The organism is Cryobacterium sp. Y29, assembly GCF_002929825.1.
In the GTDB taxonomy this organism is placed as follows: Bacteria; Actinomycetota; Actinomycetes; order Actinomycetales; family Microbacteriaceae; genus Cryobacterium.
Map to the genome: position 1 here is coordinate 13508 of NZ_PJJN01000037.1, position 22727 is coordinate 36234.

Annotated in this window: 24 protein-coding genes; 15 read left to right on the top strand and 9 right to left on the bottom strand. The window is 64.3% G+C overall.

Going from position 1 to position 22727, the window contains the following annotated elements; translation table 11 throughout:
- Position 1: 1 nt before the first annotated feature.
- Together CXY74_RS15070 and CXY74_RS15075 are read right to left on the bottom strand one after the other, a co-directional pair.
- Positions 2-1576: a class I SAM-dependent DNA methyltransferase gene (locus CXY74_RS15070; RefSeq protein WP_104201525.1), complete on the bottom strand. Its 1575-nt coding sequence runs from the start codon at positions 1574-1576 to the stop codon at positions 2-4.
- Positions 1577-1614: 38 nt separating this feature from the next.
- The gene (locus CXY74_RS15075; protein WP_104201191.1) at positions 1615-3651 is read right to left on the bottom strand and encodes a hypothetical protein; all 2037 of its coding nucleotides are present in this window, start codon (positions 3649-3651) and stop codon (positions 1615-1617) included.
- Positions 3652-3889: 238 nt separating this feature from the next.
- Between CXY74_RS15075 and CXY74_RS15080 the strand changes: the two genes are divergently transcribed.
- The 3 genes from CXY74_RS15080 (at position 3890) to CXY74_RS15090 (ending at position 6253) form a co-directional block, all read left to right on the top strand.
- Positions 3890-4378, top strand: a complete 489-nt coding sequence (locus CXY74_RS15080; RefSeq protein ID WP_104201192.1) for a hypothetical protein — start codon at positions 3890-3892, stop codon at positions 4376-4378.
- Between the two features lie 50 nt (positions 4379-4428).
- A complete protein-coding gene (locus CXY74_RS15085) occupies positions 4429-5505 on the top strand; it encodes a TM2 domain-containing protein (protein ID WP_104201193.1) in 1077 nt (358 codons plus the stop codon).
- Positions 5506-5596: 91 nt separating this feature from the next.
- On the top strand, positions 5597-6253 hold the full coding sequence (locus tag CXY74_RS15090) for a hypothetical protein (RefSeq protein ID WP_104201194.1): 657 nt from the start codon (positions 5597-5599) through the stop codon (positions 6251-6253).
- Positions 6254-6399: 146 nt separating this feature from the next.
- Here CXY74_RS15090 and CXY74_RS15095 read toward each other — a convergent pair whose 3' ends face one another.
- The 4 genes from CXY74_RS15095 to CXY74_RS15110 are packed head-to-tail and all read right to left on the bottom strand — an operon-like array spanning position 6400 to position 9539.
- On the bottom strand, positions 6400-7557 hold the full coding sequence (locus CXY74_RS15095) for a S9 family peptidase (RefSeq protein ID WP_104201195.1): 1158 nt from the start codon (positions 7555-7557) through the stop codon (positions 6400-6402).
- Positions 7554-8567, bottom strand: a complete 1014-nt coding sequence (locus CXY74_RS15100; protein ID WP_104201196.1) for a DUF6545 domain-containing protein — start codon at positions 8565-8567, stop codon at positions 7554-7556. Before CXY74_RS15100 ends, CXY74_RS15095 begins: the two co-directional genes overlap by 4 nt.
- A complete protein-coding gene (locus tag CXY74_RS15105; RefSeq protein WP_104201197.1) occupies positions 8564-9028 on the bottom strand; it encodes a hypothetical protein in 465 nt (154 codons plus the stop codon). The genes CXY74_RS15100 and CXY74_RS15105 overlap by 4 nt, the downstream gene beginning before the upstream one ends.
- Before the next feature lie 7 nt (positions 9029-9035).
- Entirely contained in the window at positions 9036-9539 is a 504-nt protein-coding gene (locus CXY74_RS15110) for a hypothetical protein (RefSeq protein ID WP_233193446.1), read from the bottom strand.
- A gap of 222 nt (positions 9540-9761) precedes the next feature.
- Here CXY74_RS15110 and CXY74_RS15115 point away from each other — a divergent pair, with 222 nt between their 5' ends.
- The 11 genes from CXY74_RS15115 to CXY74_RS15165 all read left to right on the top strand — a co-directional run bounded on the left by CXY74_RS15115 (position 9762) and on the right by CXY74_RS15165 (position 20576).
- Entirely contained in the window at positions 9762-10640 is an 879-nt protein-coding gene (locus CXY74_RS15115; RefSeq protein WP_104201198.1) for a bifunctional DNA primase/polymerase, read from the top strand.
- 60 nt (positions 10641-10700) lie between these two features.
- Positions 10701-11099, top strand: coding sequence for a hypothetical protein (locus tag CXY74_RS15120; protein WP_146070165.1), 399 nt, complete (start codon positions 10701-10703; stop codon positions 11097-11099).
- Between the two features lie 50 nt (positions 11100-11149).
- Positions 11150-11950, top strand: coding sequence for a hypothetical protein (locus tag CXY74_RS15125; RefSeq protein WP_233193447.1), 801 nt, complete (start codon positions 11150-11152; stop codon positions 11948-11950).
- Complete coding sequence (locus tag CXY74_RS15130) at positions 11947-12972, top strand: ParB N-terminal domain-containing protein (protein ID WP_104201200.1); 1026 nt, start codon at positions 11947-11949, stop codon at positions 12970-12972. Before CXY74_RS15125 ends, CXY74_RS15130 begins: the two co-directional genes overlap by 4 nt.
- 9 nt (positions 12973-12981) lie before the next feature.
- Positions 12982-13629, top strand: a complete 648-nt coding sequence (locus tag CXY74_RS15135; RefSeq protein WP_104201201.1) for a hypothetical protein — start codon at positions 12982-12984, stop codon at positions 13627-13629.
- A 9-nt stretch (positions 13630-13638) separates the two neighbouring features.
- Entirely contained in the window at positions 13639-14754 is a 1116-nt protein-coding gene (locus tag CXY74_RS18320) for a M23 family metallopeptidase (protein ID WP_104201202.1), read from the top strand.
- A gap of 1 nt (position 14755) precedes the next feature.
- A complete protein-coding gene (locus CXY74_RS15145) occupies positions 14756-15022 on the top strand; it encodes a DUF6112 family protein (RefSeq protein WP_104201203.1) in 267 nt (88 codons plus the stop codon).
- A 408-nt stretch (positions 15023-15430) separates the two neighbouring features.
- Positions 15431-16765 carry an NYN domain-containing protein gene (locus tag CXY74_RS15150; protein WP_104201204.1) on the top strand — a complete coding sequence of 445 codons (1335 nt, stop codon included), beginning with the start codon at positions 15431-15433 and terminating at the stop codon, positions 16763-16765.
- Between the two features lie 688 nt (positions 16766-17453).
- Positions 17454-17723 (top strand): DUF6112 family protein, encoded by a 270-nt coding sequence (locus CXY74_RS15155; protein WP_104090819.1) that lies wholly within the window; start codon positions 17454-17456, stop codon positions 17721-17723.
- A gap of 25 nt (positions 17724-17748) precedes the next feature.
- Positions 17749-19110: a conjugal transfer protein TrbL gene (locus CXY74_RS15160; RefSeq protein WP_104201205.1), complete on the top strand. Its 1362-nt coding sequence runs from the start codon at positions 17749-17751 to the stop codon at positions 19108-19110.
- Positions 19111-19112: 2 nt separating this feature from the next.
- Positions 19113-20576, top strand: coding sequence for an SCO6880 family protein (locus tag CXY74_RS15165; RefSeq protein ID WP_104201206.1), 1464 nt, complete (start codon positions 19113-19115; stop codon positions 20574-20576).
- Positions 20577-20582: 6 nt separating this feature from the next.
- On the opposite strand, the gene CXY74_RS15170 is transcribed toward CXY74_RS15165, so the two are convergent.
- From CXY74_RS15170 to CXY74_RS15180, 3 genes are all read right to left on the bottom strand, one after another.
- A complete protein-coding gene (locus CXY74_RS15170; protein ID WP_104201207.1) occupies positions 20583-21269 on the bottom strand; it encodes a cation transporter in 687 nt (228 codons plus the stop codon).
- Positions 21266-21619, bottom strand: a complete 354-nt coding sequence (locus CXY74_RS15175) for a helix-turn-helix transcriptional regulator (RefSeq protein WP_104201208.1) — start codon at positions 21617-21619, stop codon at positions 21266-21268. The genes CXY74_RS15170 and CXY74_RS15175 overlap by 4 nt, the downstream gene beginning before the upstream one ends.
- A 232-nt stretch (positions 21620-21851) precedes the next feature.
- Positions 21852-22163, bottom strand: a complete 312-nt coding sequence (locus tag CXY74_RS15180; RefSeq protein ID WP_104201209.1) for a hypothetical protein — start codon at positions 22161-22163, stop codon at positions 21852-21854.
- Positions 22164-22307: 144 nt separating this feature from the next.
- On the opposite strand from CXY74_RS15180, the gene CXY74_RS15185 reads away from it, so the two are divergent.
- Entirely contained in the window at positions 22308-22709 is a 402-nt protein-coding gene (locus CXY74_RS15185; protein WP_104201210.1) for a hypothetical protein, read from the top strand.
- Positions 22710-22727 lie beyond the last annotated feature (18 nt).

A 22727-nucleotide genomic window follows, 5' to 3' on the forward strand; every position in this document is an offset into this window, starting at 1 on the left:
GTCAGATCCGCCCCAACTGCTCGCGCACGACCGCCGCGAGGCGCTCCGACTCGTCGAACTGGGCGAAGAGCTCGGCGCTCAGGCGGGCGATCTTCTCGTCGATCGGCTCGGCATCCGCTTCGGCCTCGACTGCACCGACATAGCGCCCGGGGGTCAGCGCGTACTCCGCGGCTTTGATTTCGGCGAGCGGGGCGGAGTAGGCGAAACCGGGCTCGTCTGCGTAGGTGAGACCAGCATCCGCTGCGGAGGGCGTGCCGCGCCAGGCGTGATAGGTGCCGGTGATCTTGGCGATGTCGTCGTCGCTGAGGGCGCGCTCGGCGCGGTCGACCATGGTTCCGAGGTTGCGGGCGTCGATGAAGAGCACCTGGCCGGTGCGGTCGACGCTGCCTTTCTCACCCGCGGTTTTGTCTTTGGCGAAGAACCAGGTGCAGACCGGGATGCCGGTGCTGCGAAACAGCTGTGTCGGCAGCGCGACCATGCAGGCGACGAGGTCGGCCTCCACAAGCTGGGCGCGAATCTCGCCTTCGCCGCCGGAGTTGGACGACATCGACCCGTTGGCCATCACCACGCCGGCGCTTCCGCCGGGGCTCAGCTTGGAGATGATGTGCTGAATCCAGGCGTAATTGGCGTTGCCAGCGGGGGGCACGCCGTAGCGCCAGCGCGGATCCTGCTCGTTGCGGGCCCAGTCCTTGATATTGAACGGCGGGTTGGCCAGAACATAGTCGGCCTGCATGTCGGGGTGCTGGTCGCGGGCGAAGGTGTCGCCCCAGCGGCTGGCGAGGTTGCCGTTGAGGCCGTGGATGGCGAGGTTCATCTTGGCCATGCGCCAAGTGCGCTCGTTAAGCTCCTGGCCGAAGACCGACAGCTCGGAGCCCTCTTTATGGTGGCTTTCTAGAAACTTCTCGGCCTGCACGAACATGCCACCCGATCCACAGCACGGGTCATAGACACGGCCGCGGGTGGGTTCGAGCATCTCAACCAGCACCCGCACGACGCCGGCCGGAGTGTAGAACTCGCCGCCGCGCTTGCCCTCAGCCTTGGCGAACTTCTCCAGAAAGTACTCGTAGACCTCGCCGAGCAGGTCGCGGGCCTTAGTCGACCCTTCACCGGTGAACCGGGCGGAGTTGAACAGGTCGAGCAGTTCACCGAGGCGGCGCTGGTCGACACCGTCACGGTTGTAGATGCGCGGCAGCGTGGCGGCGAGGGTGGGGTTAGCGACCATGATGAGGTCCATGGCCTCATCGATGAGCTGACCGACCTGCTTGAACGGCTCCCCGGCCGCACCTGCGATGCCCTTGGCGTTTTCGGCGATGTAGGTCCAGCGGGCGGCGGCCGGCACCCAGAAAACGCGACGGCCGGTGTATTCGTCGACGTCGTCGATGAGTTGGCCGATCTGGTCGTCGTCGAGGCCGTCGGCGGCGAGCTCGGTGCGAATCTGCTCTCGGCGCTCGTCGAAGGAGTCACTGACGTACTTGAGGAATACCAGGCCGAGAATGACGTCTTTGTACTGCGAGGCGTCCATGGATCCGCGCAGCTTGTCGGCGGCCTTCCACAGGGTGTCTTTCAGTTCTTTCATGGTCGACGGCAGGGCGGCGATCTTGGTCTTCGGTGCCACTAGGTAGTTCCTTTCGATGGTGCGTCAGAAGCAAGGGTGATAGTGCCAGCGGTGACACCGGCCAAGAGCAAATCGGTGAGCTGATCGAGCTGCCCCAGCCGTTCGCGCGCAAGCTTCTGTTCCCACCGTAGCGAGGTCAGAGCGTCGTCAAGCGCCGCGCGTTGTTCCAAGGCGACCTGACGCACCGGCCAGGCGCGCCATCGGCGATGGCCGGGGGGCAACGCCGCAATGTCGGCGGCGAGTACCGCATCGAGCAGACCATTCGGGTCGGCTTGCTCGATGCGAAGAATGCGGGCCGGAAAGACCACGACTGAGGTGCCTTCCGTGTCGACCATTGCGGCCGGCCGGGGCGAGGTGCAGAACACCACGTCGCCGGGCTCGGTCACGCGGCCGGCGGGGTATGCGGCCGCGAATCTCAGTCGGTCGATGCGTCGGTGGCCGAGCTGTGAAGGGTTCGCGACTTCGGCCGGGCCGATCAAGCGGATGCCGGCGGCATCCGCTGCGCCCTCGATCACGTCGATATTGACATCCTCGGCGGCGATGCGATTGCCCGGGATATAGCGCAGGTGCCCAGCGGAGAGCATCTCGTGCACGGTCGAGGTCGTGGCCTGTTCGCTCGCGGCTTCGACTGCCAGGTCGGCATGGAGCAGTGCCGCGAGCCGGTCGATGGACACGGCGAGTGCCGCGGCGGGCTGATCGCGTGCCGGGATTACGGTGCTCACCCCCGCCACGAGGGAGCGGCGACTGGCGAGCAGGCTGCGGGTAAGCACGAGTCGGGCAAAGCGAAAGGCGTGGGCACGCACCATGCGCTGGCTGCCGAGCGAGGCGGCGAGGTCGCTCACGAGTGCGTCGATGGCAGCCTCATTGAGCGTAGTCGCCACGAGGTCGGCCACCATGGCGTAGCGGTCGGCGAGGGCGACCGCGGTATAGGCGCCGCCGAGCACCCAGAGCGCCTGCAACTGTTGCGGTTTTCCGGTCAGCAGCCCGGCGGGCAGGCGCACGATGGCGCGCACTCGACCGGAGCGCAATAAAGATGAGCGCAGTTTCTCGGCGTCGCGGCTGATGCCGATGTCGCTGAGCACCGATGCAGGTGCCAGAACCACGGCTAGCTGTTCGTCGGTCATCTGCAGCACGCTCTGCTCGATATCGGAGAGAATCTGCTCCGGCGTCATCGTGGGCCGGGCGGCCGAGGGATACTGCGCCACGTGCACGGCGGCGCCGGTGACGCTGAAGGCGCCGGACGGCAGAACCTGCAGCTCGGTGCGCACGATCCCGTGCACCATTAGGCGGCGGCGCTGCAGCCGGGCGGTGGGGCTGTCGACGTTCGCTGTCATCACCGGAACCTCGCCCTGGTGAATAGCAATGAGCAGGTCGCTCGCGCTGCCCGTGGGGTCGACGAGCACCGAATCAGCGGGCTGAGTGAGGCGCAGCGCGGTGACGGTCTCGGTCATGAGGTCCAGGGCTGCACGGCTGAGCGTGAGATCGCCCTCGCCGGCGAGGTTGCGCTTGAAACGGTCGGTGAGCATCCGTTCGAAGGCGGGCGCCGGGCCGAACGCGGCTTCGACCAGGGAATCGACGTAAGCCACCAGGACGGGCAGGGTGTCGCCGAGGGCTTCGATCTCGCGGAGCAGCAGGTCGTCGTCGGGGTCATACTCGTCGGCCAGGTCAACCAGCTCGGCTGCGGTAAGGGTACTGAGCGCGTGATCGCTCGCGGCGCGCAGGGCGATCAGAGCGGTGACGCCGCGAAAGGTCTGCTCGTCGAACTCGTCTGCACCCTGCGAAGCGTCGGGCACGGCGTAAGCGGCGGCATCCGCCGCGGCCTCGCGGTTGTTGCCGCGGCCGGTGCTTTCGAGCCAACTACCCACCTGGTCGGCGTCGAAGAGGTCGACACCGCGCTGGCGGCTGACCGGGGCCGGAAAGGGAGTATCGGTGCCGGCCGAGCGGCTGCGCCAGACCGAGACGACCGGACGCTGCACCTGGGCAAGGCCCGCGATGTCGGACATGGTCATCAGCAGGCTGGTGTCGGTGGTCGTCATGCTGCGCTCCCCTCGTTGATGTCCTCAGGCTACGGCCAACCCTCATTGTTGTGCAACATCTATTACTGATAACCCCTCTTATCAACGTCAGAGTCGTTTTGTTTGTAGCGAACCAATAGTTTGGTGTCGTGCCTGCCGCAGTCGGTCGGTACCGGCGGGTGAGGAACGGTCGTTGTCATTTGGGGGAATGACCGCCCCTCACCCGCTCACACTGCATCCCAGCTAGAGGAGCACAATCATGGAACCAGAATTCGGCGACGTCACGGCCGAACAACTCGCACCGCCGCCGCTGCCACAGGGCCCCGCGTTCAACAAACGCGACCTGACGATCGGTCTCGTCATCCTGGCCATTGGCCTCATCGTCGGTGTCGGCGGCACGCTAACCGCTGCGTCGTTGGGTGGAGGGACCGGCTCTCTCTTGGCGTCCACCGCCATCGCCGATGCCACCCAGACCTGCGACGTCGTCGACAACGTGTGGATCACCGTGGGCGACGAGGGCCAAAGCATCTCGATGCAGAGCGAAGGCGAGGAGTCTCCCGGTGCTGACTACATCGACGTGCTCTGCGTTCTCGACCAACTTGAGGTACCCGACAGCGTCAACACCCGCATCGGCAGCACGCGCGCACTCGACGGCCGGCAGACGGCGACCTGGGACGATTTCGACGCCTCCTGGGGCTATCACCCGGATAGCGGTCTCGACATCGTCGTCGAACTTTCCCAGCAGTAGCCCTACCGGTCCACTTCACGCACCCACCACAACAAACAGAGGATAACAAAATGCCCACGACCAACCACAACGCGCCCCCGGCCGGAGTGCCGACATCCCAGCAGGAGCAGTTTTTGCAGCCAGCACCCGCCGCCGTACCGGCCACTGACGCGCGACTGATCGGCCCCGCGGTCTCACCGAAGTCCTTTGTGGCCACCTGGCTCTTCGCCTGGCTGCTCGGCATCTTCGGCGTGGACCGCTTCTACCTCGGCAAGGTCGGCTCAGGCGTCGCGAAACTGCTGACGTTCGGCGGCCTAGGAATCTGGTGGCTGGTCGATCTGATCCTCGTCCTGGCCAAAGGCCGCGACAAGCAGGGACTCCGGCTTGCCGGGTACGACCAGTACAAGAAGATCGCCTGGATCATCACCGGCGCGGTAACCGTGCTGTCAATGATCGTCTCCGGAGTCAACGCGAGCAACGCGCCGAGTGCTATTCCGGCGGCCGTGGCTCCGGTCGCCGATTCGGCGGCCGAACCGGCCGCGGAGGAACCCGCCGTTGAAGAGCCGGTCGTTGAAGCGGCGCCGGTCGACACCGTGCAGTCATGGGCCGACGACGCTTTCGGAACCTTCGAGGTCGTCACCCAGACCGGTGCCGGCGATAACCTCATCACCTTGCCCGCCGGCGCCACCGCCGGAATCGTCACCGCGACCCACGACGGTACGAGAAACTTCTCAATTTCCGTACTCGACGCGAGCAACGCCTCCACTGGACAGCTGCTCGTGAACACGATCGGCACATACAGCGGAACGACCGAGTACGGCTTCAACTCCTTCGGCGAGGACACGACCCTGCAGATCACGGCCGATGGAAACTGGAGCCTGACCATCGCGCCCATCTCTGCGGCTCCCGCGCTCGTCGCATCCGGTGTCGGCGACGGCGTGTATCTCTTCGACGGCTCCGCCGGCAAGCTCACGGCCACACACGACGGCTCGAGAAACTTCTCGATCGTTGAGGAGACCGACGAGGCCTTCAGCATGGGGCTGCTCGTGAACGAAATCGGCGCCTACTCGGGAACGGTGCCGCTCAGCTCAGGCCCGTCGGCAATCGTCGTGAGCGCCGACGGCAACTGGACGCTGCTCGCCGAATAGCCTGCCCGAAAAGGGGGTAGGTGGGGCCGGGCGAGGGCAGTCCTGCCCCCGCTACTGCGCAGACGCGTAAATGAACACAGGAGAAACCATCATGAACGACAGCACCGAACCGAATCTCACTCCGCCCCACCCTGGATCAAAGGGCGCGGCCATCGTCACCCGCTTGTCCATTCTCTTCAAGCGGATGCCTGACTTGCGAACCAAGCGCACCCCACTACTCGTCCTAGTCGCCACCAGCGCTGTCGCAGCAATCGCCATCGCGACCTTGGGGGTCATGCTCTCGAGCCAGGTAGGAGCAACGAATGACGTTCAGGCGGAGTTCACAACGAAGAGTGACAACTACGATTCGCTCCGAAGCGACTGGAGCAAACAAAACGATACGATCAGCGGACTGCGGTCGAAGGTGGGTGCCGCGGAGCTTCGGGAGGAAGAGCTCACGGCGGCAGAGGCCGCGCTGACCGCGCGGTCATCGGCCTTGGATACACGCGAGGGCGAGATCCAGGGCGCCGAAGACGTCATCGCCGCCAACACATTCGCTGGCGACGGAACATTTCGGGTTGGCACCAATATCCAGCCGGGTACATATTCATCGGACGGCGGATCTAACTGCTATTGGGCGCGTCTGAACGCCACCGGCGACGACATCATTGACAACAACCTCAGCTCCGGTCCGGCCGTGATATCGGTACAGTCCTCGGACGGCCTCATAAAGACATCCCGCTGCGCTCCGTTCACGAAGTCCGGCTAGGGCCGCTGTCTCCCGTGTCGACGCTCTTTGAAAAGTAGTCCGTGGGTGCTGAGAGTTTCAAGCGGTCAATGCAATAACGGCGGCGAGGAAGACCTCATGAGGAGCCTGTCACTTTAACGGGTGACGGAGATGACTGCGACGCAGGTTCAAATCCCCCTGATCGTTGGTAGGGCTGTCATCCACGCGGTAAGGACTGCTCTCCAGCGGTCGCGATCCGAGTTCCAGCTCATCGTGTGGTCTGCATCAAATGCTTCGAAGTCGACGACGCCGCGTCGATGCGCGCTAAGACGAGTCGAGACGCCAGGCGGCGATGACGTGTCGAGGGTGCCGTGAAGGATGAGCGTCGGCACCGTCACCTCGTCAGCGCGCTCGATCCAGTCGAAACTCCGCAGATTGATTGGATTGGCGAGACCGATTAGTCGAGCGAGCGGCTGGCAGTTGAGCCACGGCACGGCTAGCGCGCCGGCCCACGAGGGCAGGCCAGACCGTGCGCAGTTCGCTTTGATCGTCGCGACCCAGTCGAGGATGGGCGACTCCAGCACGAGCCCGAGGACGATACCGCGAAGCTTGGGGTCTGCGACGAATTGCAGTGCGATGGCTGCGCCCATGGACCACCCGAACAGGATGATGCTACGTGCGCCGTTCTCGCGCGCGTAGTTCGCTGCCGCGCGTACGTCATCGACTTCGGCGGCGCCGAGTTCAGATCTCCCGGTCCCGACCCGGGGACCTTCGCCGTCGTTCCGATACGTCACGACGAGGGAGGTCAACCCGATTTCCGAGGCGACCTGCACGCCACGCAGCGTACCCGCGCGCGTGCTTCCGAGTCCGTGGATGTGGATGGCCCACGTGGTCGACGGGGAGCCTTGGGGCGGGATTAGCCAGGCGGGCGCGGGGCCGACATCCGTTTGGATTTCAACATCTGTTGCTTGGAGTCCGGCATCCGCAGGAGTCTGGAAATAGATGCCGCTCCAGGATGCTCTCTGGCCGGCAACCAGGCCTGGCCCCGACTCCCCTACGACCTCGCGGCCGACGAGATTCGGCCCGCGGTTCTCGACGTCGTTCGCCAACTTGATCCATCCGCCGTTCTCGAGGATGAGGCAGTAGTCGCCGGGCGCGGCGGTGGCTGACGCGCGATCAAGGATGACAACTGGTCGCTCCCCCGTATTGTCGACGCCTCGAATGGTGAGATCGTACCGGCGACCACTTACCGGGGCGGTCAGGCGCCGCGCGATTGCCAGGCCAACGCCCGCAAGTGCCACACCACTGCCGACGACCACACCCGCGAACGCCCAGAGGGCTTTCATCGTCGGTGCGGGCCTTGTCGAGCAGGCGGGGCAACAGGTGCCGCGTCGCTCAATCTTGTTCCCAGCAGGTACCGTTCGGCCCGCTCGATAAGTTCCCGGTCGCCGGCACTCACGTGAAACTCCACCCTCGTATCGATCATTGCGTCGCGGATTTCGACGACTTGCCGATGGAGCAGCGTCTCGGGGTCGGCGGCGTTGAACGCGGCCTGCTCGATCTGGCTAATTCCCGGACGGGCCATCGTCGCGGCGGCCCAAATCGGCTCAAGGTCGTGAACGAGCGTGCGAGTATTCTGGTCGCGTGATCGTGCCTGCAGGGTGCGGGCTGCGGGTTGGCCGGCGAATCCGAGGGAGAGAAGCAGGAAGGTCAACAGATGGAGGGGTTCATACGCGACAGCAACGGACGTCATCAGGGTGAGGTTGCGCACCACATGAGCGAGATCCATGGTGATGACGACAATGCTCAGCGCGACCCCGCAAATGCTGCCGAGAAGCAGCGACACCGGCGGTAGCTGCTGAGCGCCCGCGCTGCTTCGGAGCTGCCGCGCCGCGAGTGCGGCCATCGCTGAGAGCACGATCGCGTAGTAGCTGAACTGGATCATCGAGTAGGCGGCGGCCGCGGGCTGCTCGCCGAGCTCGAGCATGAAGCTCGTGGTGGTGATGCCGCGATCAATGAGCAGGAACGTGCCGATGGCGCCAATGACTGCTGCCACAAGGGTGAACCGGCCGAGGGCAAGCTGCGCGGCCCGTGGTTGGTGCTCGGAAGCTCTCATCACTGCGCGACCGAGGAGGAAGACGCCAATCATGAGCGTTGCATCCGCCACGAGGGTCACCAGGTTGGTGCCGCCGGCGTATCTATCGAGTATCCGATAAGCCTGATCGATGTTCAGGGTCATCGCGATTGCGATAGTCAGCGCGGCGTAGGTGATGTTGCGCTCGGCACGACCCCGCCGCAGGATGAGCAGGGCCGCGACGAGCAGCCACATGAACGCGGCGACGAGCACGACTATCATCCGAAGACCTCCAGATACCGTGACCGGTGCATCGTGGATCCCCTGATGGCTGCAGCGAGGTGGTCGGCCAGAGTCTCGGCCTGAACTTCCTTGACCGTGTTGAGATCCTGGCGCCGGAGCAATCGGCGACGAGTTTCGGGTGGAATGTCCGGCAGCAGGATGTCAGGAACGTCGGAGTCGTCGTCGACTTCGTGGGCGAGGATCATATGGGCCAATTCGTGCAGCACGAACTGTTGCTCGTGCAGCGCCGAATCGCTCTGGGCGTGCAGGATGACATCGTCGCCGCCCGCCTCAAACCAAACGGCGCACAAGCCGTCGCGACCCGTGACGCCCACGAGCTCGACTATGCGCAGGCGACGCCCCCGGCTTCGCTGCACGGCGCCGATGAGTTCGTCAAAGGTGAAAGTCTCGCCTAGGGCGAGTTGATCGAGCGCCGTCGACACGCTCACCACGCTATTCACTGCCTCGTCACTCCCCTCCGGACTTGGTTGCGTGCGCTTCCGCCGAGACCTCTGCGTCGAGGAATCTACTGATCGCTTGGAGCGCGTTGGGGGAAATGTCACCGAGGGTGCGCGCCGCATACGATTTCACGCGCGCTGCCCTCATCGACCGAACGAGATCGAGTTGGGCGCTGACCTTGGCCGGCACCTCGGCACCTTCCGAGCCAGCGAGAAAGTCAGGGTCAACGTCGAAGAATGCGGCGAGGCCTTCGAAAAGTGTTGCATCTTGCACGTACCGGTGACCGTTCACGATGTACGTCCATCGCGATCTCGAGAGATTTGTGCCACGCGCTTCGAGGAACGCGGCGATTTGGGTGAAGGTCGGTTCGCTACCCGTCTCGGCCTCGGCGACATCGAGCAGCAGGCGGAGGCGCTTCGCGAGATCCTCCGCGGCTGTCATGCTCTCCTCGTCGGTCATGCGCCCCTTCACTTCCCGGTGCTGATGGATGCTCAGGTCATTGAGAATGCTCAATCTACTCTTTGAGCATGATCAACACAAGGGTTGCGCATGCTCAAATGTGGTGCTAAAACTGACCGTGAATTGAGATTGAGCATGCTCAACACGGAGCGGCCTCGCCGAACGCATCAGCGAATCGAGGCGCACCTCCGTGTCATCGAGCCACGCGTGCGTGGCAGTCCTCCGGGAAGGTGATTGATGTGAATTTGCACGTATGGCTCCACGTCCGGAGTTCTTATGAGCGTCGCTGAGGTGTTGGTGGCCTCGAGCCGGCTGTCGGTGCGGGATGCCGCGCTTGCCTTCGCGCGGGCGGGGATTCCGGTGTTTCCGTGTGTGCCGGAGGGTAAACATCCGCTCACGCCTGCGGGGTTTCATGACGCGAGCTCCGACCTCGAGCAGGTGCGGGCGTGGTGGACGCGGTGGCCGAGTGCGAACATCGGGATGCCGACGGGCAGCGCGTCGGGAATCGACGTCGTGGACATCGACGTGACCAAAGCGGATGCCGGCTTCGCCGCGTTCGAGCGCGCCACCGCCGCAGGGCTGGTCGACGGGGAACTCGCCCGGGTGCGCACTCCGTCGGGCGGCATGCACGTGTACTTTGTCGCGATCGCAGATCGGCCGCAGCGCTGCTGGCAGGCGGCGAGCGCGCACATCGATTTTCGCGGGGACGGCGGCTATGTCATCGTGCCACCCTCGATACTAGCGACGGACACCGGAGCCAGCTATCGGCTGTATTCGCTGTCGTCGGCCGGCTCGAAGCCGGTCGACGCCGTTGCCCTGCGCGGCTTCATCGACCCGAGGCCGCCGCAGGCGGGCACCCGGGCAACCACAGCCCGGCCGCCAGAGCCGAGTCGGCTCGCGCAATGGGTGAGCAACCTGCAGGAAGGCGAGCGCAACAGCGGGTTGTTCTGGGCGGCCTGCCGACTGGTCGAGGCGGGGTTCGCCCCCGCAGATGTAGAAGCTGCGCTGGCACCGTCCGCGCAGACGGCTGGCCTCGACGAGCGCGAGATTCTCACGACAATCAGCTCGGCGAGCCGTCGGGGCGCGGCCGGGGCGCAAGCCTTCGATCGAGCCGCCTCGGGAGGCAGACGTGGCGACGCACCCTGCCTGTCGTGAGCGATGCCCCGAACGCGGCAACACTGCTGCTGTTCGAATCACCAACGTAAGGGAGATGAAGTGATGGACGAAGACGACTTCCACGAGTCACGCGGCGCGACCAGCGTCGATGCCGGTGACGAGCGGCATCCACTGCACGCCGTGCAGGAGGAGAAATTGCGCCTCTCAGCGCGCACGCGGGGCGGCGGCTCGGGCGTCGCGCCAGCGGCTAGGGCCGCCTCGCGCCCAGCCGTCACGTGGATTCGCGCGGTGGACCTGCTCAATCTGGGCGCCGGGCGCATCGCCGGCCGCGGCATCGACTTTCAAGCCAACGCCGTGCGGCAGGTTCGACGGGCACCCGTCGCTGCCGCGCGGGCGATTCGCTCGCGCGCCGCCCGCTTGGCTCCCCTCTCCGAGTTCAGAGCGGTGCGGGAGCGTCCACAGATCGGCCGCAACACGCTCGGACGGGCCTGGCCATGAGCATCATGTTGAACACGGCAACACACACCAACTTGTCGGGAGGTGCCGCAGTGATAACTTTTCGCGAATCCGAAGGCCTGCGCAGTCTGCTTGCACGACTGCAAGCGGATGGCGGCGCCCACTGGCGCAGTGACCCCGAGGCCTCCGAACTCATGCAGTTCACCGCCCAGCGTTACGCCGGGCTGGCGCGCAAGCACAATCTGGACCCGTGGGAGGCCGCCGCGGCCGCCTTCGACGCGATGCGTGCGCCCTCGACGCTGCGCGCCGACGACCCGTGGGCCATCGTCACCCGTGCCGTGCATGTGACCTGCATCGCCGAGGAACGCGCCCGCGGCCTGCTCTGCTCGGTACACCAGGCGCGGCGGCCCCAGGTGTCGGTGTTTCACGATGCTGAACGATTCAGCGATCGCGAGCACGCCCTACCGGAATATCACCCCGCGTTCAGCGTCAATCCGGCCGACACATTTGACGAGTCAGAACCGTTGGTTGAGGTGTCTCGCGCGGTTGAGGACGCGATCTCGCTCTTCATGCTGCTCGGTTGGCCGGCCGACCGGGCCCGCGATGGCATCGAGTACGTGTGCAGTCGGCTAGCGGATGCGCCGTCACGCTCGTCGGCCTTCGAGTCCCTGCGGCGCGACTACGCCGCTCGTGCGCAATTCGACGTTCCACAGCAGGCGTGGATGTCCATGCTGCGGACACTTCTGGGATCCGGTAATCCCTTGCACGTCCACACCGCGGCCGGGCGTGGCATCCTGCTGCGCTTGCTGGTCGGCGAGCCGCTGCACGTGCTGCTCGGTGACGACGATCTGGTGTCCGACATCGTTCTGAACGTCCCACGCGTGTTCGCATGACCATCACCCCGGGTCACATCGAGCTGGAGCGGTCAATCGACTCGATCCGGATCGGTTCGCGGCATCGCACCGATCTCGGCGACATCGACGCGCTCGCGGCCTCGATCGAACGGCAGGGGCTGCTGCAGCCGATCACGGTGACACCCGAGGGCACCCTTGTCTGCGGTGCCCGCCGGTTGGCGGCGCTGCGGCAGCTCGGGGTGCGCAAGCTCAACGTGTGGGTACGCTCCGGCATTTCGGACCACCTCGCCCAGCTGCTCGCCGAGCAGGACGACAACGCCCTGCATAAGGCCTTCGCCCCCACCGAAGCGGCCGCCCTGTATCGCGAGGTGAAGATGCTTCTCGCTGAGGATGCCCATCGGCGCCAAGCCGCAACACGGTTCGGTTCGGAAAAGCCCAGATCAGACGGTGGTGCCACGGTGGCACAACCGCAGCTGAACGATCGCGTCCGCGCGCAAGCCGCCCTTCTCGTAACCGGGCGGCGCTCCTATACAACGTTAGAACGCATCGGCCACCTGCAGCGAATGGCGGACGACGCGAGTTTCGAGGAGACGCTGCGCAATCGCGCGAGAGAGGAACTGGCGGTGATTCAGAACGGCGGATCAGTGGCGGCTGCACACGATCGAGTTACCGCCGAAGTTGACCGTTGGGCGACCCCGACGCCCATTCGCACGCTGCTTCCCACTGTGCCGACCGCCAAGCGTTCCGTGACCGACCTCGAGCAGCTCGCCAGGGAAGCACTTGCCCGCGCGAAGGCGACGACCCGCGCCAAGAAGACCCGCCCTTTGGCTGCGGCCGACTCGAAGCTGCCCACGCGTTCCTTCGTCTTTCTTTGGAACGATCTGCGCGACTGGTGGCTACGCTACGACGACACCGAGGTCGCCGCCGAACTCACCGCCGACCAATGGCGCGATTTCAATGCGACTGTCGCCGGCACCATCACCTTCTTCGAGCGGATGCGCACCCTCCGCGACTCCCCCGACGTCGCGCCGGTCTCCGCCACCATTTCACGCATTCGTTAGGAGCCCACCATGCAATTCCTTCACCGTCGTCGCCTTGTCGTCGCCATCGTGGGCGCTGGCATCGCCTTGATCGTGCTGGCGGCCATTGGGTTGTTTGGGCTGCTCCGTGGGCCGGCGAAGGCGAGCCAGCCGGAGCGGCCAGCGCCCGCGGCATCCGCTTTGGCGATAGCGCCAACCGACCAGCCGCAGCCCGTGCTCGAAACGTCAAGTCCGGAGCTGTTTGCTCGCAGCGTCGCGCACGCGCTGTTTGATTGGGACACGCGTCAGGATGCTGGCCTCGCCGACTGGGCGCAGGTGCTGGTGGACGTCGCCGATGCGGAGGAAGCGGCCGCCGTGGCCGCCGATGTGCGGGACTACCTGCCTGGCGCCGAAATGTGGGAGCGACTTAGCACTTACGGCACGCGGCAATGGCTCGACGTGGAGTCGGTGACTGTTCCGGCTGCGTGGGCGACCGCACTGGAGCAGGCCGAGGCGGGTCAGATTCCCCAGGGCGCTTCGGCACTCACGGTGACGGGAACTCGTCATCGCGCGGGAACTTGGAACACGAATGAAATGCGCACTGAGCGGCAGGTGTCGTTCACGATCTTCGTCGTGTGCCCGGGCCAGGAGTCGTGCACGTTGCTGCGGCTGTCGAAGCTCGACCATCCGCTGGAGTAGGACCTCGCGATGAAGAAACTCATCGGACTTGTCGTGGTACTGATGCTCGCTTGCCCGTTGGGTGGTTTGGTGGGTGTGGCTGCGCTGGTGACCACGGTCGCGAGCTCGTGCGGATCGCTTGTCGTCGGGACGATTCCTGACTCGCTCAGCGCCCAGACTTTGGACGGCCGATCGCTGATTTTGGATCAGCGGCAGCTGACCCATGCCGGAACGATCATCACGGTCGGCGGCCAGACGGCCCACGTTGGTCACGCGGGAGTGATCGTGGCGTTGATGGCCGCACTCACGGAGTCCACGCTGCGTTTGTTGGCTAACACCGGTGCGTATCCGGAATCTGCTTCGTACCCTCACGACGGTGTCGGTTCCGATCACGACTCGCTGGGGCTGTTTCAGATGCGGCCCTCTTCGGGGTGGGGAACGGTCGCTGAGCTGATGGACCCGGAGTACCAGGCGAGGGCGTTCTTCGGCGGAGTGTCGGGGCCGAACGCCGGATCGCCTCGCGGGCTCCTCGATATTGCGGGCTGGCAGATACTCGATCCCAGCGTGGTAGCGCAGGCTGTTGAGGTCAGCGCATATCCGGATCGGTACGCGAACTTTGAGCCGGTCGCGGAGGCGATTCTGGGCGCGCTGACTCGCTCTTCAATCTTTGCTGAGACTTCTCGCGTCGTGTTTCCACTCCCCGAAGGCACGTATACGAACACCGACAGCTTCGGGTGGCGTATCGATCCGTACACGGGCGAGCGGAGGTTCCACGCCGGCAGTGACCTCGCAGCGCCGCTGGGAATGCCAATCTTCGCGGTCGCCGACGGTGTCGTGAGCTTCTCCGGGCAACGCGGCACCTACGGCGGACTGATCACCATCGAGCACACCGTCAGCGGCGAGCGGGTCACCTCGTACTATGCGCACGTGTATAAGCAGGGCATGCACGTTGTTGCCGGCGACAACGTGGTCGCCGGCCAGCACATCGGCGATGTCGGCTCCGCGGGCAAGTCGACCGGTCCGCATCTACACCTCGAGATCCATCCGGGAGGGTCAAGCCAGCCGGCCGTCAACGCAGTGGACTGGCTGGCCGCCTACAGTGCCGCTGACCTGACGGCAGCAACAGCCGGATGCCCGGCGGCGTGAAATGGACGTCTTCCCCGACTTCGGCGCCGTAGGCGGCGCTTCAGAGTTGAAAAGCGTCGTCGGTGCGCTGCTGACGTTCGTGCTCATTATCGCGGTGCTCATGATGATCATCAGCGGAGTCACTTGGGCTCTCGCCTCCGCGAACGGCCACTTTCAGACCGCCACCCGGGCTCGCCTCGGGCTTTGGGTCGCGTGTGGCGCAGGGGCTCTCGCTGGCGCGGGAGTTGCTTGGGTCAACTTTCTGCTGGGCATCGGCTCGGCACTTTGACAGGAAGCTTTTCGCCTCGGCACGGGATTTCTGAGCACCAGGGGTCCTGACACAGGCGGCTGGGATCGGGTTTTTTGTGGCAAACGAGCCGCACGTTGAGGACTATCCAGGATGACTCCACCGCCACGCCAACGAGCGTGCGTATGCCCGATCCAAACCGCGTTTGAGTTCAGGAAATTGATTCACTCGAAACCTCGGTCTCAGAGTCGCAAGTTCTTTTCTCACATAACGCGCATGCGGCGAGTTCTGTAGAGCACCGGTGATTGACGTGTCGGTGGGCGCTGGCACAAATTGTCAAACGCCGTGTCGATTTCCAGGCCGTGTATTCACCTCAAATAGGCCCGCAAAACGGTCAGATCGTTCTGGGCACTACGGTATGAGGTAAATCACGAATCCTAGGAGAACTCCATGACCAGCAGGACACACCGGCGCAACGTGGCAGTTTTTATTGATCTAGAAAATATGTTTGGTGGCTATAACAACAACGTCTCTGGGGTGCCCCTGTCACGCATGCTTAGAGAAATTCGTAAATTCGTTGAAGATCTCGAAATCGGATCGAGCGCGGCTACGACCAGAGCGTATGCCAATTGGATGGTTGCGGGCATGTCAACCTACCGCCGAGAAATGCTTGAGAACGCAGTCGAGCCGGTTCAAATTTTTTCCTATGAAGGTAAGAGAAAGAACTTAGACGAAGGCCGCCGGAAGAATGCAGCCGACGTCCAAATCGTGGTCGATGCACTCAGCGTTGCAGTTGAGGCACCATGGGTCGACGTCTTTGTGATCGTGAGCGGAGATGGGGATTTCATACCACTGGTCCGTCGTCTTCAGTATCTTGGAAAGTACGTTATTGGAGCCACGCTCACCGGTGCCGGTGCGGGCGGGGTGAGTGCGGCGCTGCGATCCAATGCGGATCACTACTTCGAAGTTGAAGCCAGCCTGTCGACGATCGTCACGAAAAAATATCCGAGTTCCATCAAAACACCGATCGACAGCAGCAAGGAAAGCACCTCGCCACGACTCCCTTCCGACAGGATCCCAGAGCTCGACGAGTACGTGATGTCTGTAAAAGAGATCGTCTCGCATAACCCCCAAATGATGAGGGGTGACGAAGTTAGTGGAGCGCTGTTGGGGAACATACTCCGCACAGAGTGGCCCCGCGTGAATTTCAGCACCTATGGATTCAAGTCCCTCGGAGATTTCATCGACAACGAATGCGGACTCAAGATCTACCGCCCGACGAGCGTCAAGAATGCCTCTTCTTCTAAGTCGGCGCCGGCGGACACTGGAAAATCTTCTGTTCCGGCCCCAGTCGCTGTCACCGATTTAAGTGAGCTACGCCTTTCGCTTCAAGCCGTCGAGCCGGCTGTAATTTATCCAGATCTCACATCGCTAATTAGTGTGCTTGAAGAATTGACCGTTCGATTCTCCCCTCTGGAACCTGACGACCTTCTCGACGCGCTCGGCGATGATTTGCCGGATGTGCCCGCAGAGCAAATCAGGCTCGCGCTTGGGCTGCTGTTCGCGGTGGGAGCATTTCGAGCGGACGAATCCGCGCTCATGCTTACGTCGGACGTGGCTGGTGTGGAGGACGGAATTAGTCTCGTTTTGGATGACGCCAGAAGGCGTGCCGAGACCATCGAGCTGATCCCGACTGATGAACAGATAAGGGAGGCCGTGTTTGGCCCGAACGAATTTCTAGATGCGGCAGACGACCAGGATCCAACAGTTGGGGAGTCATCCTGATCGACTGAACGCACCCCCTGCCGACACTTGAAGTTAGAAATACGACGTGACCGGCTTCCTGCCTTTGAGGCAAACTCAGCCGCATCCAGCCCGATTATCGTTCGGCGAGCTCGTCGCAGCCGTTGACCCCGGAAAATTTTCTTTCTATGCAATCGCTGGTAGTCAGGAGCCGCGAGCCCGGTTGACGGGCTTCGCCGCGTAAGCGTGATCCGGTTGATCGCCGTCTCGCACGGTATGGCAAAGAAGTTGTCAAGGGTGAAAAGTCTTGTATCGACACGCTTGTTGGAGAGTGCCTATCGCACCTGAGGCAGAGGCCTACGACGAAAATCTTAGATGCGAGCTGCTGCTGGCGAGGATCGGAGAAGTCTGGCCCGGGCATAGGAAAAAATCAAGGACGAATCCGCTACAACGACCTGATCGGCTGGCGGACGCAGATCACTTTTCCGACGGCGATGCGCTCGTCCTGCGTTAAATTCGAGGATGACCTGTCGTTCGCTGTCGCCTCCATGGTCGGCTTACACCTGCTCGATTTTTGTGCCCTTTGTTCTGTGTCTACTTTGACCCGGACATGTGCCCAGTCGGTGCACGCGACTCAACTGTCCGAACGGTAAAAGGTCTATCTGCCAGAGCGCGGAAGCGCAGTGCGCACCTCTCCCACGTACGCATCAAACGACACAGGGAGCCACCGATGATCGACATCAACCCGAACGGCACGGGCCTTCCCGGCATCGAGCAGCTGCGCGTCATCGTCGGCGCGGTGATGACCATCGGCCTCGTGCTCAGCGTGCTCGCGCTCATCGTCGCGGCGATCGTCTGGGGGTTCGGCGCCAACTCGTCCAACCCGCACCTCGCCTCCCGCGGCAAGACCGGCGTCATGGTGGCCTGCGGCGCCGCGATCATCTGCGGCGCCGCCGTCACCCTCGTCAACTTCTTTTGGAACGTCGGCCAGTCCGTCTGACCTGCGATTCCGAGCGGGGCAACAGATGAGCGTGTGTGATGTGCCGGTTGTAGCGGATGTCTGCACCGGCGTCGGCGACGTCGCATCCTCTGTCGTCGCCGCCCCATTCGATTGGCTTGCCGGCGCGATGGGCTCCACCGCGGCCTGGCTCTTCGAATCCGTCTGGGCCGCCTTCGACACGACCACCCTCGTCGACCTCACCGACCCGACCTACATCGACGTCTACAACGTGCTCTTTGGCCTCGCCGTCTTCGTCACGCTGATCTTCTTCTGCCTGCAACTGATCACCGGCCTCGTGCACCGAGACCCCACCGCGCTCTCCCGCGCCGCGATCGGCGTCGCCAAATCGATTCTCGGATCCTTCGTCATCATCACCATCACCGGCCTGCTCCTCGAAATCACCGACCAGCTGTCCATCGGCGTCGTGCAGGCAAGTGGCAACACGATGGAGGGCATGGGCGACCGCATCGCGCTCCTCGCCGTGGGCCTCACCGCGATCAGCCCCGGCGCACCCGGCGTTGGCGCCATCCTCACGATCTTCCTCGCCGGCCTCGCCATCAGCGGCGCGGCCATCGTCTGGTTCTCCCTCCTCATTCGCAAGGCGCTACTCCTGGTGGCGATCGTCTTCGGACCGATCGCTCTCGCCGGCGCCACTTGGGATGCCACCAAGGGCTGGTTCTCCAAGTGGATCGCATTCGTGGTCGCGCTCATCCTCTCCAAGCTCGTACTCGTCGTGATCTTTCTGGTGGCGGTCGCGCAGGTCTCGGCCCCGATCGATGCGGATCTGGCCTCCGTCAGCGACCCCATCGCTGGCATCGTGCTGATGTTCATAGCCGCCTTCGCGCCCTACATCACTTACAAGTTCCTCAACTTCGTCGGGCTCGACATGTACCACGCGATGTCGAGCGAGCAGGAGGCAAAGTCAGCGCTGAACCGGCCCGTGCCCGTGCCCAGCGCACCAATGATGAGCACGGCGCAGAAGATTCTGGGCCCGGGCGGCAGCGGTCGAGCGACACAGGCTAGCCCTGCATCAATGGCACCGTCCAGCAGTGGCGGGCCGGGTCCTACGTCGTCGGCGGCCGGTGCCTCGGGTGCTGGCGCATCTGCGAATGCTGGTGCCGGTTCGAGCGTCGGAGCGGGCGGCGCAACAGTTGGGGCTGGCGCCGGCGTGGCCACCGCGGGAGTCGCGACCGGAGCTGCCGTCGTCAGCGCCACAGCCAAGGCCGGCCCGAAGGTCGGCAACGCGGTCGCGCAGAAAGCGGATGCCCACACCCAGTCCCCCGGCAATGCCAGCGCCCCGAGTGCGCTGGCATCCAAGCAGACGCGACCACCGGCATCCGCTTCACCGCAAGAACTGCCAGCCAGACGAAAAACCAAGGAGGCGTAGCCATGGACACTGACACAAACCGCCCCGAGTACCGACTCCCCCCGGTGCAGTTCTCGCGGCTGACCAAACGCGGCATCTTGCTCGGGCTGTCGGTGCCGCAGCTGGTGGCCCTGTCGAGCGGCACGCTCACCATCGTCACCGCGCTCTACACGTCCGGCGCCGCGGGCGTCGCGTGGACGAGCCCGCTCTGGGGCACCGCGGCGGTGATCGCCGGGATCCCGGTCGGCGGGCGAAAGATCGTCGAGTGGATGCCGGTCGTCACCCGGTGGGCATGGCGGGCGGGTCATGAGCAGCTGACCTACCGGCGCCGCATCATCCGCCCCCGCCCGGTGGGAACCCTGTCATTACCCGGCGATGCGGCTGCGCTGCGCGAGTGGAACGACCCCGAGACCGGGGCGGTGATGATCCACGACCCGCACGCGCAAACCCTGACCGCTGTCGTAGCGGTGTCGCACCCGGCGTTCGCGCTACTCGACCCGGACGAGCAGCATCGGCGCGTGGTTGGGTGGGGGCGAGTGCTGGCCGGAGCCTGCAGATCGGGGCGGATCGCGCGGCTGCAGGTGTCCGAGCGCACTTTGCCCGATTCCGGTACCGGACTGGCCGAGTGGTGGGAGCGGCACGGAATCAACGACGGCTCTTGGGCCGCGACCACCTACCGCGATCTCATCGAACGGGCCGGACCCGCCGGTGAACGCCATGCCACGACGATCGCCCTCTCCCTCGATTTGAGCGCGGCCTCGCGCCAGGTGCGCACTCAAGGCGGCGGCATGCGCGGCGCGGCGACGGTGCTACGCCAGGAAATGACCGTCCTGACCGCGGCGCTGCGCGCGGCGGACCTCACGGTCGGCGGCTGGCTCACCGCCGACGAACTCGCTGTCATCCTGCGAACCGCCTACGACCCGGCCATCGGTGTCGATTTGGAGCGGCATCCGTTGGTCGGGCGGTCGCTGGCCACGGCCGGCCCGGTCGCCGTCGCCGAGAGCTGGGATCACCTGCGCACCGACAGCGCGTTCCACGCCGTGCTGTGGATCAGCGAATGGCCCCGGTCGCAGGTGTTCCCCGGCTTTATGTCGCCGCTGGTCTTCACCAACGGCATCCTGCGCACGGTCTCGCTGCACTACCTGCCCGTGCGCGCCGACCAGGCCGCACGCGAACTGCGCAAGAAGAAGACCGAGCTAATCAGCGACGCCCACCAACGCACCCGCATCGGCCAAATAGAGGATGCCGGCGCCACCGCGGAGTACGACGACCTCCTGCACCAGGAGGCCGACCTCACCGCCGGGCACGGCGTGCTGCGCACCACCGGACTAATCTGCGTGACCGCGCCCACGGTGGATGAGCTCGACGCCGCGGTGGCGTCGATCGAGCAGGCTGCGATTCAGGCCTCCTGCGAGACCCGGCGGCTCGTGGGCCAGCAGGCGCAGGCGTTTACAGCTGCGGCGCTGCCGCTGTGCCGGAGCGTGTAAGGCGTTTCAACAGCAGTCTTCGTGGTCGACATCGCGTTCCCCGGTGAGAGCAGTCCCGGGCACTTTGCAGGCGTCGCCGCGCCACGCCTCGAGGCCTTCCCTGACGGCGAAGACCACGATCACAAGGGCGGCGACCGAATCTGCCCACGCCCAACTGAAAAGGGTGTTCAGCAGCAGTCCGACCAGCAGGGCTGCGGACAGGTAGGAGCAGATCAGGGTTTGTTTCGAGTCAGCGACCGCCGAGGCCGAGCCGAGCTCCCGGCCGGCGCGGCGTTCGGCGAAGCTCAGGAAAGGCATCACTAGAAGACTGACCGCGGCCAGCACGATGCCGACCGTGCTGTGTTCCGCTTCTCGAACACCAAACAGGGACAGCCCGGCATCGACGGTCACATAAGCGGCGAGCCCGAAGAACGCCCATGCGATGACTCGCAGCGCGGTCTTTTCCCGCCTCTCTGGATCGGGGGCGGCGAACTGCCAAGCGACCGCAGCGGCGGAGAGGACTTCAACGATGGAGTCCAGGCCGAACCCGATGAGGGCCGCTGACGACGCCACAGTCCCGGCGGCGATCGCAATGATCGCTTCGATGACGTTGTAGGCGATGGTCGCCGCGACGATCCAACGGATACGGCGACGGAGGACCTGCGTACGGCCGAGCTGAATCTCAGCCACTCGGTCGTCGGCGGAAAGGCTCATGCGTCGGTCCCGCAACACAATGGCACGTCGCAAGCCTCATCGACGCAGCCGACACCGTCATCGACAGCGAGCACAACATCCATCAGGCCCACCAGCGCTCTCGTGACGTGAGGATCCGCGATCTCATAGCGCGTCGAGCGTCCCTCCGGAACGGCGGCCACAATTCCGCAGCCTCGCAGGCACGACAGATGGTTGGACACGTTCGACCGCGTCAACTGCAGCTCGCGCGCCAGCGCACCCGGATATCCCGGCCCATCAAGGAGGGAGAGCAGGATTCGCGACCGGGTGGGATCGGCCATCGCTCGGCCCAACCGGTTCATGACGTCCACTCGCGAAGCAATAGTCAGCATGCACTGACATTACAGCAGAGGCTGACCAATCACCACCGGCCGGGAAGGTGTGGGACCCGTGCTTCTTTGCAGCGCCATCTTCTAGTGCTGATCGTGCCCAATTGGATCGGCCCGCAGCCGGAACGCGACCCACAGTCCGCATCGACGGCAAATGTAAACGTTGTCGCTGAGTGCGTGCAACCTGCGGCGCGAATAGATGCGACCGCAGCAGGAGCAGGTTTGTTCTGAGGCGTTACCCGTGAGCATTGAGCGCTGCTTCGATTTGTTGCTGGGTCGGAGATCCGGCCAGGCCGTGCGGGGTGAGATAGATCCGGCAGGCGAGGTCGCTGGTGCGGCCATCCGTCGGAAAGAGATCGACCCCGTCGACGAGGATCGTCGGCGATCCGGCGAAGAGCAATCGTGCAGCAGTCTCGGCAGAATCGATCAGCGTCGACTTGACTGATGTGTTCGAAGACATCGAGTTCGCAACCGCGCGCTGCAGGCGCTGAAGGGTTACTTGCGAATTCGGACAGTCTGCAATGTGGAGCAGCTCGATTGTCGCCATGAATTTCTTCCTCCGCAGGGGCCATCCAGATCCGAATCGAACGACCGGCGAGGAGCCTCTTTTCCCAATTCTGTCACCGCAGTCCCCTGCCGCGTAGTCCACTGCGCACCTCCAGGACGAAGCGAAACACGATTGGAGCAACGCATGGCTGAGTACGAGTCAAAGAACCGCACATCTCGATGGATCAGTGTCGCCTTCCTTCAAGGAGCTGAGGCCGACGCGGTGGTCGACCTGATCGACCGGAGCGGAGCATCCGCTGCTTTCGACTACCTGCAGCCACTGGATCTCGGCGAGGCCACGACTGATACCGCCCTCGAGAATGGGTACGTCTACGACCGCATCCCGGCCGGCCGGACCGACCACATCATCGAGCATGACGGCTCGCCATACGCGCTGACCTACAGCAGGACGTTTCGGTACGTTTCGCTGTTGCGGTGGCATCCGCTTGAATCTGCATTGGGGCCGGCCCGGAACGCGCCCCGCCGAGATGACGTCTGGGCCGCCCCGCGGTCGACGCGCCTGGCCGACCGCACGGTCACGCTGTGAAAGACGCCGCAACCGAGC

Coding starts and splice junctions, on each gene's coding strand:
- CXY74_RS15070 (WP_104201525.1), bottom strand. CDS start 1,576: ATGAAAGAACTGAAAGACACCCTGTGGAAGGCCGCCGACAAGCTGCGC.
- CXY74_RS15075 (WP_104201191.1), bottom strand. CDS start 3,651: ATGACGACCACCGACACCAGCCTGCTGATGACCATGTCCGACATCGCG.
- CXY74_RS15080 (WP_104201192.1), top strand. CDS start 3,890: ATGGAACCAGAATTCGGCGACGTCACGGCCGAACAACTCGCACCGCCG.
- CXY74_RS15085 (WP_104201193.1), top strand. CDS start 4,429: ATGCCCACGACCAACCACAACGCGCCCCCGGCCGGAGTGCCGACATCC.
- CXY74_RS15090 (WP_104201194.1), top strand. CDS start 5,597: ATGAACGACAGCACCGAACCGAATCTCACTCCGCCCCACCCTGGATCA.
- CXY74_RS15095 (WP_104201195.1), bottom strand. CDS start 7,557: ATGAAAGCCCTCTGGGCGTTCGCGGGTGTGGTCGTCGGCAGTGGTGTG.
- CXY74_RS15100 (WP_104201196.1), bottom strand. CDS start 8,567: ATGATAGTCGTGCTCGTCGCCGCGTTCATGTGGCTGCTCGTCGCGGCC.
- CXY74_RS15115 (WP_104201198.1), top strand. CDS start 9,762: ATGAGCGTCGCTGAGGTGTTGGTGGCCTCGAGCCGGCTGTCGGTGCGG.
- CXY74_RS15130 (WP_104201200.1), top strand. CDS start 11,947: ATGACCATCACCCCGGGTCACATCGAGCTGGAGCGGTCAATCGACTCG.
- CXY74_RS15135 (WP_104201201.1), top strand. CDS start 12,982: ATGCAATTCCTTCACCGTCGTCGCCTTGTCGTCGCCATCGTGGGCGCT.
- CXY74_RS18320 (WP_104201202.1), top strand. CDS start 13,639: ATGAAGAAACTCATCGGACTTGTCGTGGTACTGATGCTCGCTTGCCCG.
- CXY74_RS15145 (WP_104201203.1), top strand. CDS start 14,756: ATGGACGTCTTCCCCGACTTCGGCGCCGTAGGCGGCGCTTCAGAGTTG.
- CXY74_RS15150 (WP_104201204.1), top strand. CDS start 15,431: ATGACCAGCAGGACACACCGGCGCAACGTGGCAGTTTTTATTGATCTA.
- CXY74_RS15155 (WP_104090819.1), top strand. CDS start 17,454: ATGATCGACATCAACCCGAACGGCACGGGCCTTCCCGGCATCGAGCAG.
- CXY74_RS15160 (WP_104201205.1), top strand. CDS start 17,749: ATGAGCGTGTGTGATGTGCCGGTTGTAGCGGATGTCTGCACCGGCGTC.
- CXY74_RS15165 (WP_104201206.1), top strand. CDS start 19,113: ATGGACACTGACACAAACCGCCCCGAGTACCGACTCCCCCCGGTGCAG.
- CXY74_RS15170 (WP_104201207.1), bottom strand. CDS start 21,269: ATGAGCCTTTCCGCCGACGACCGAGTGGCTGAGATTCAGCTCGGCCGT.
- CXY74_RS15175 (WP_104201208.1), bottom strand. CDS start 21,619: ATGCTGACTATTGCTTCGCGAGTGGACGTCATGAACCGGTTGGGCCGA.
- CXY74_RS15180 (WP_104201209.1), bottom strand. CDS start 22,163: ATGGCGACAATCGAGCTGCTCCACATTGCAGACTGTCCGAATTCGCAA.
- CXY74_RS15185 (WP_104201210.1), top strand. CDS start 22,308: ATGGCTGAGTACGAGTCAAAGAACCGCACATCTCGATGGATCAGTGTC.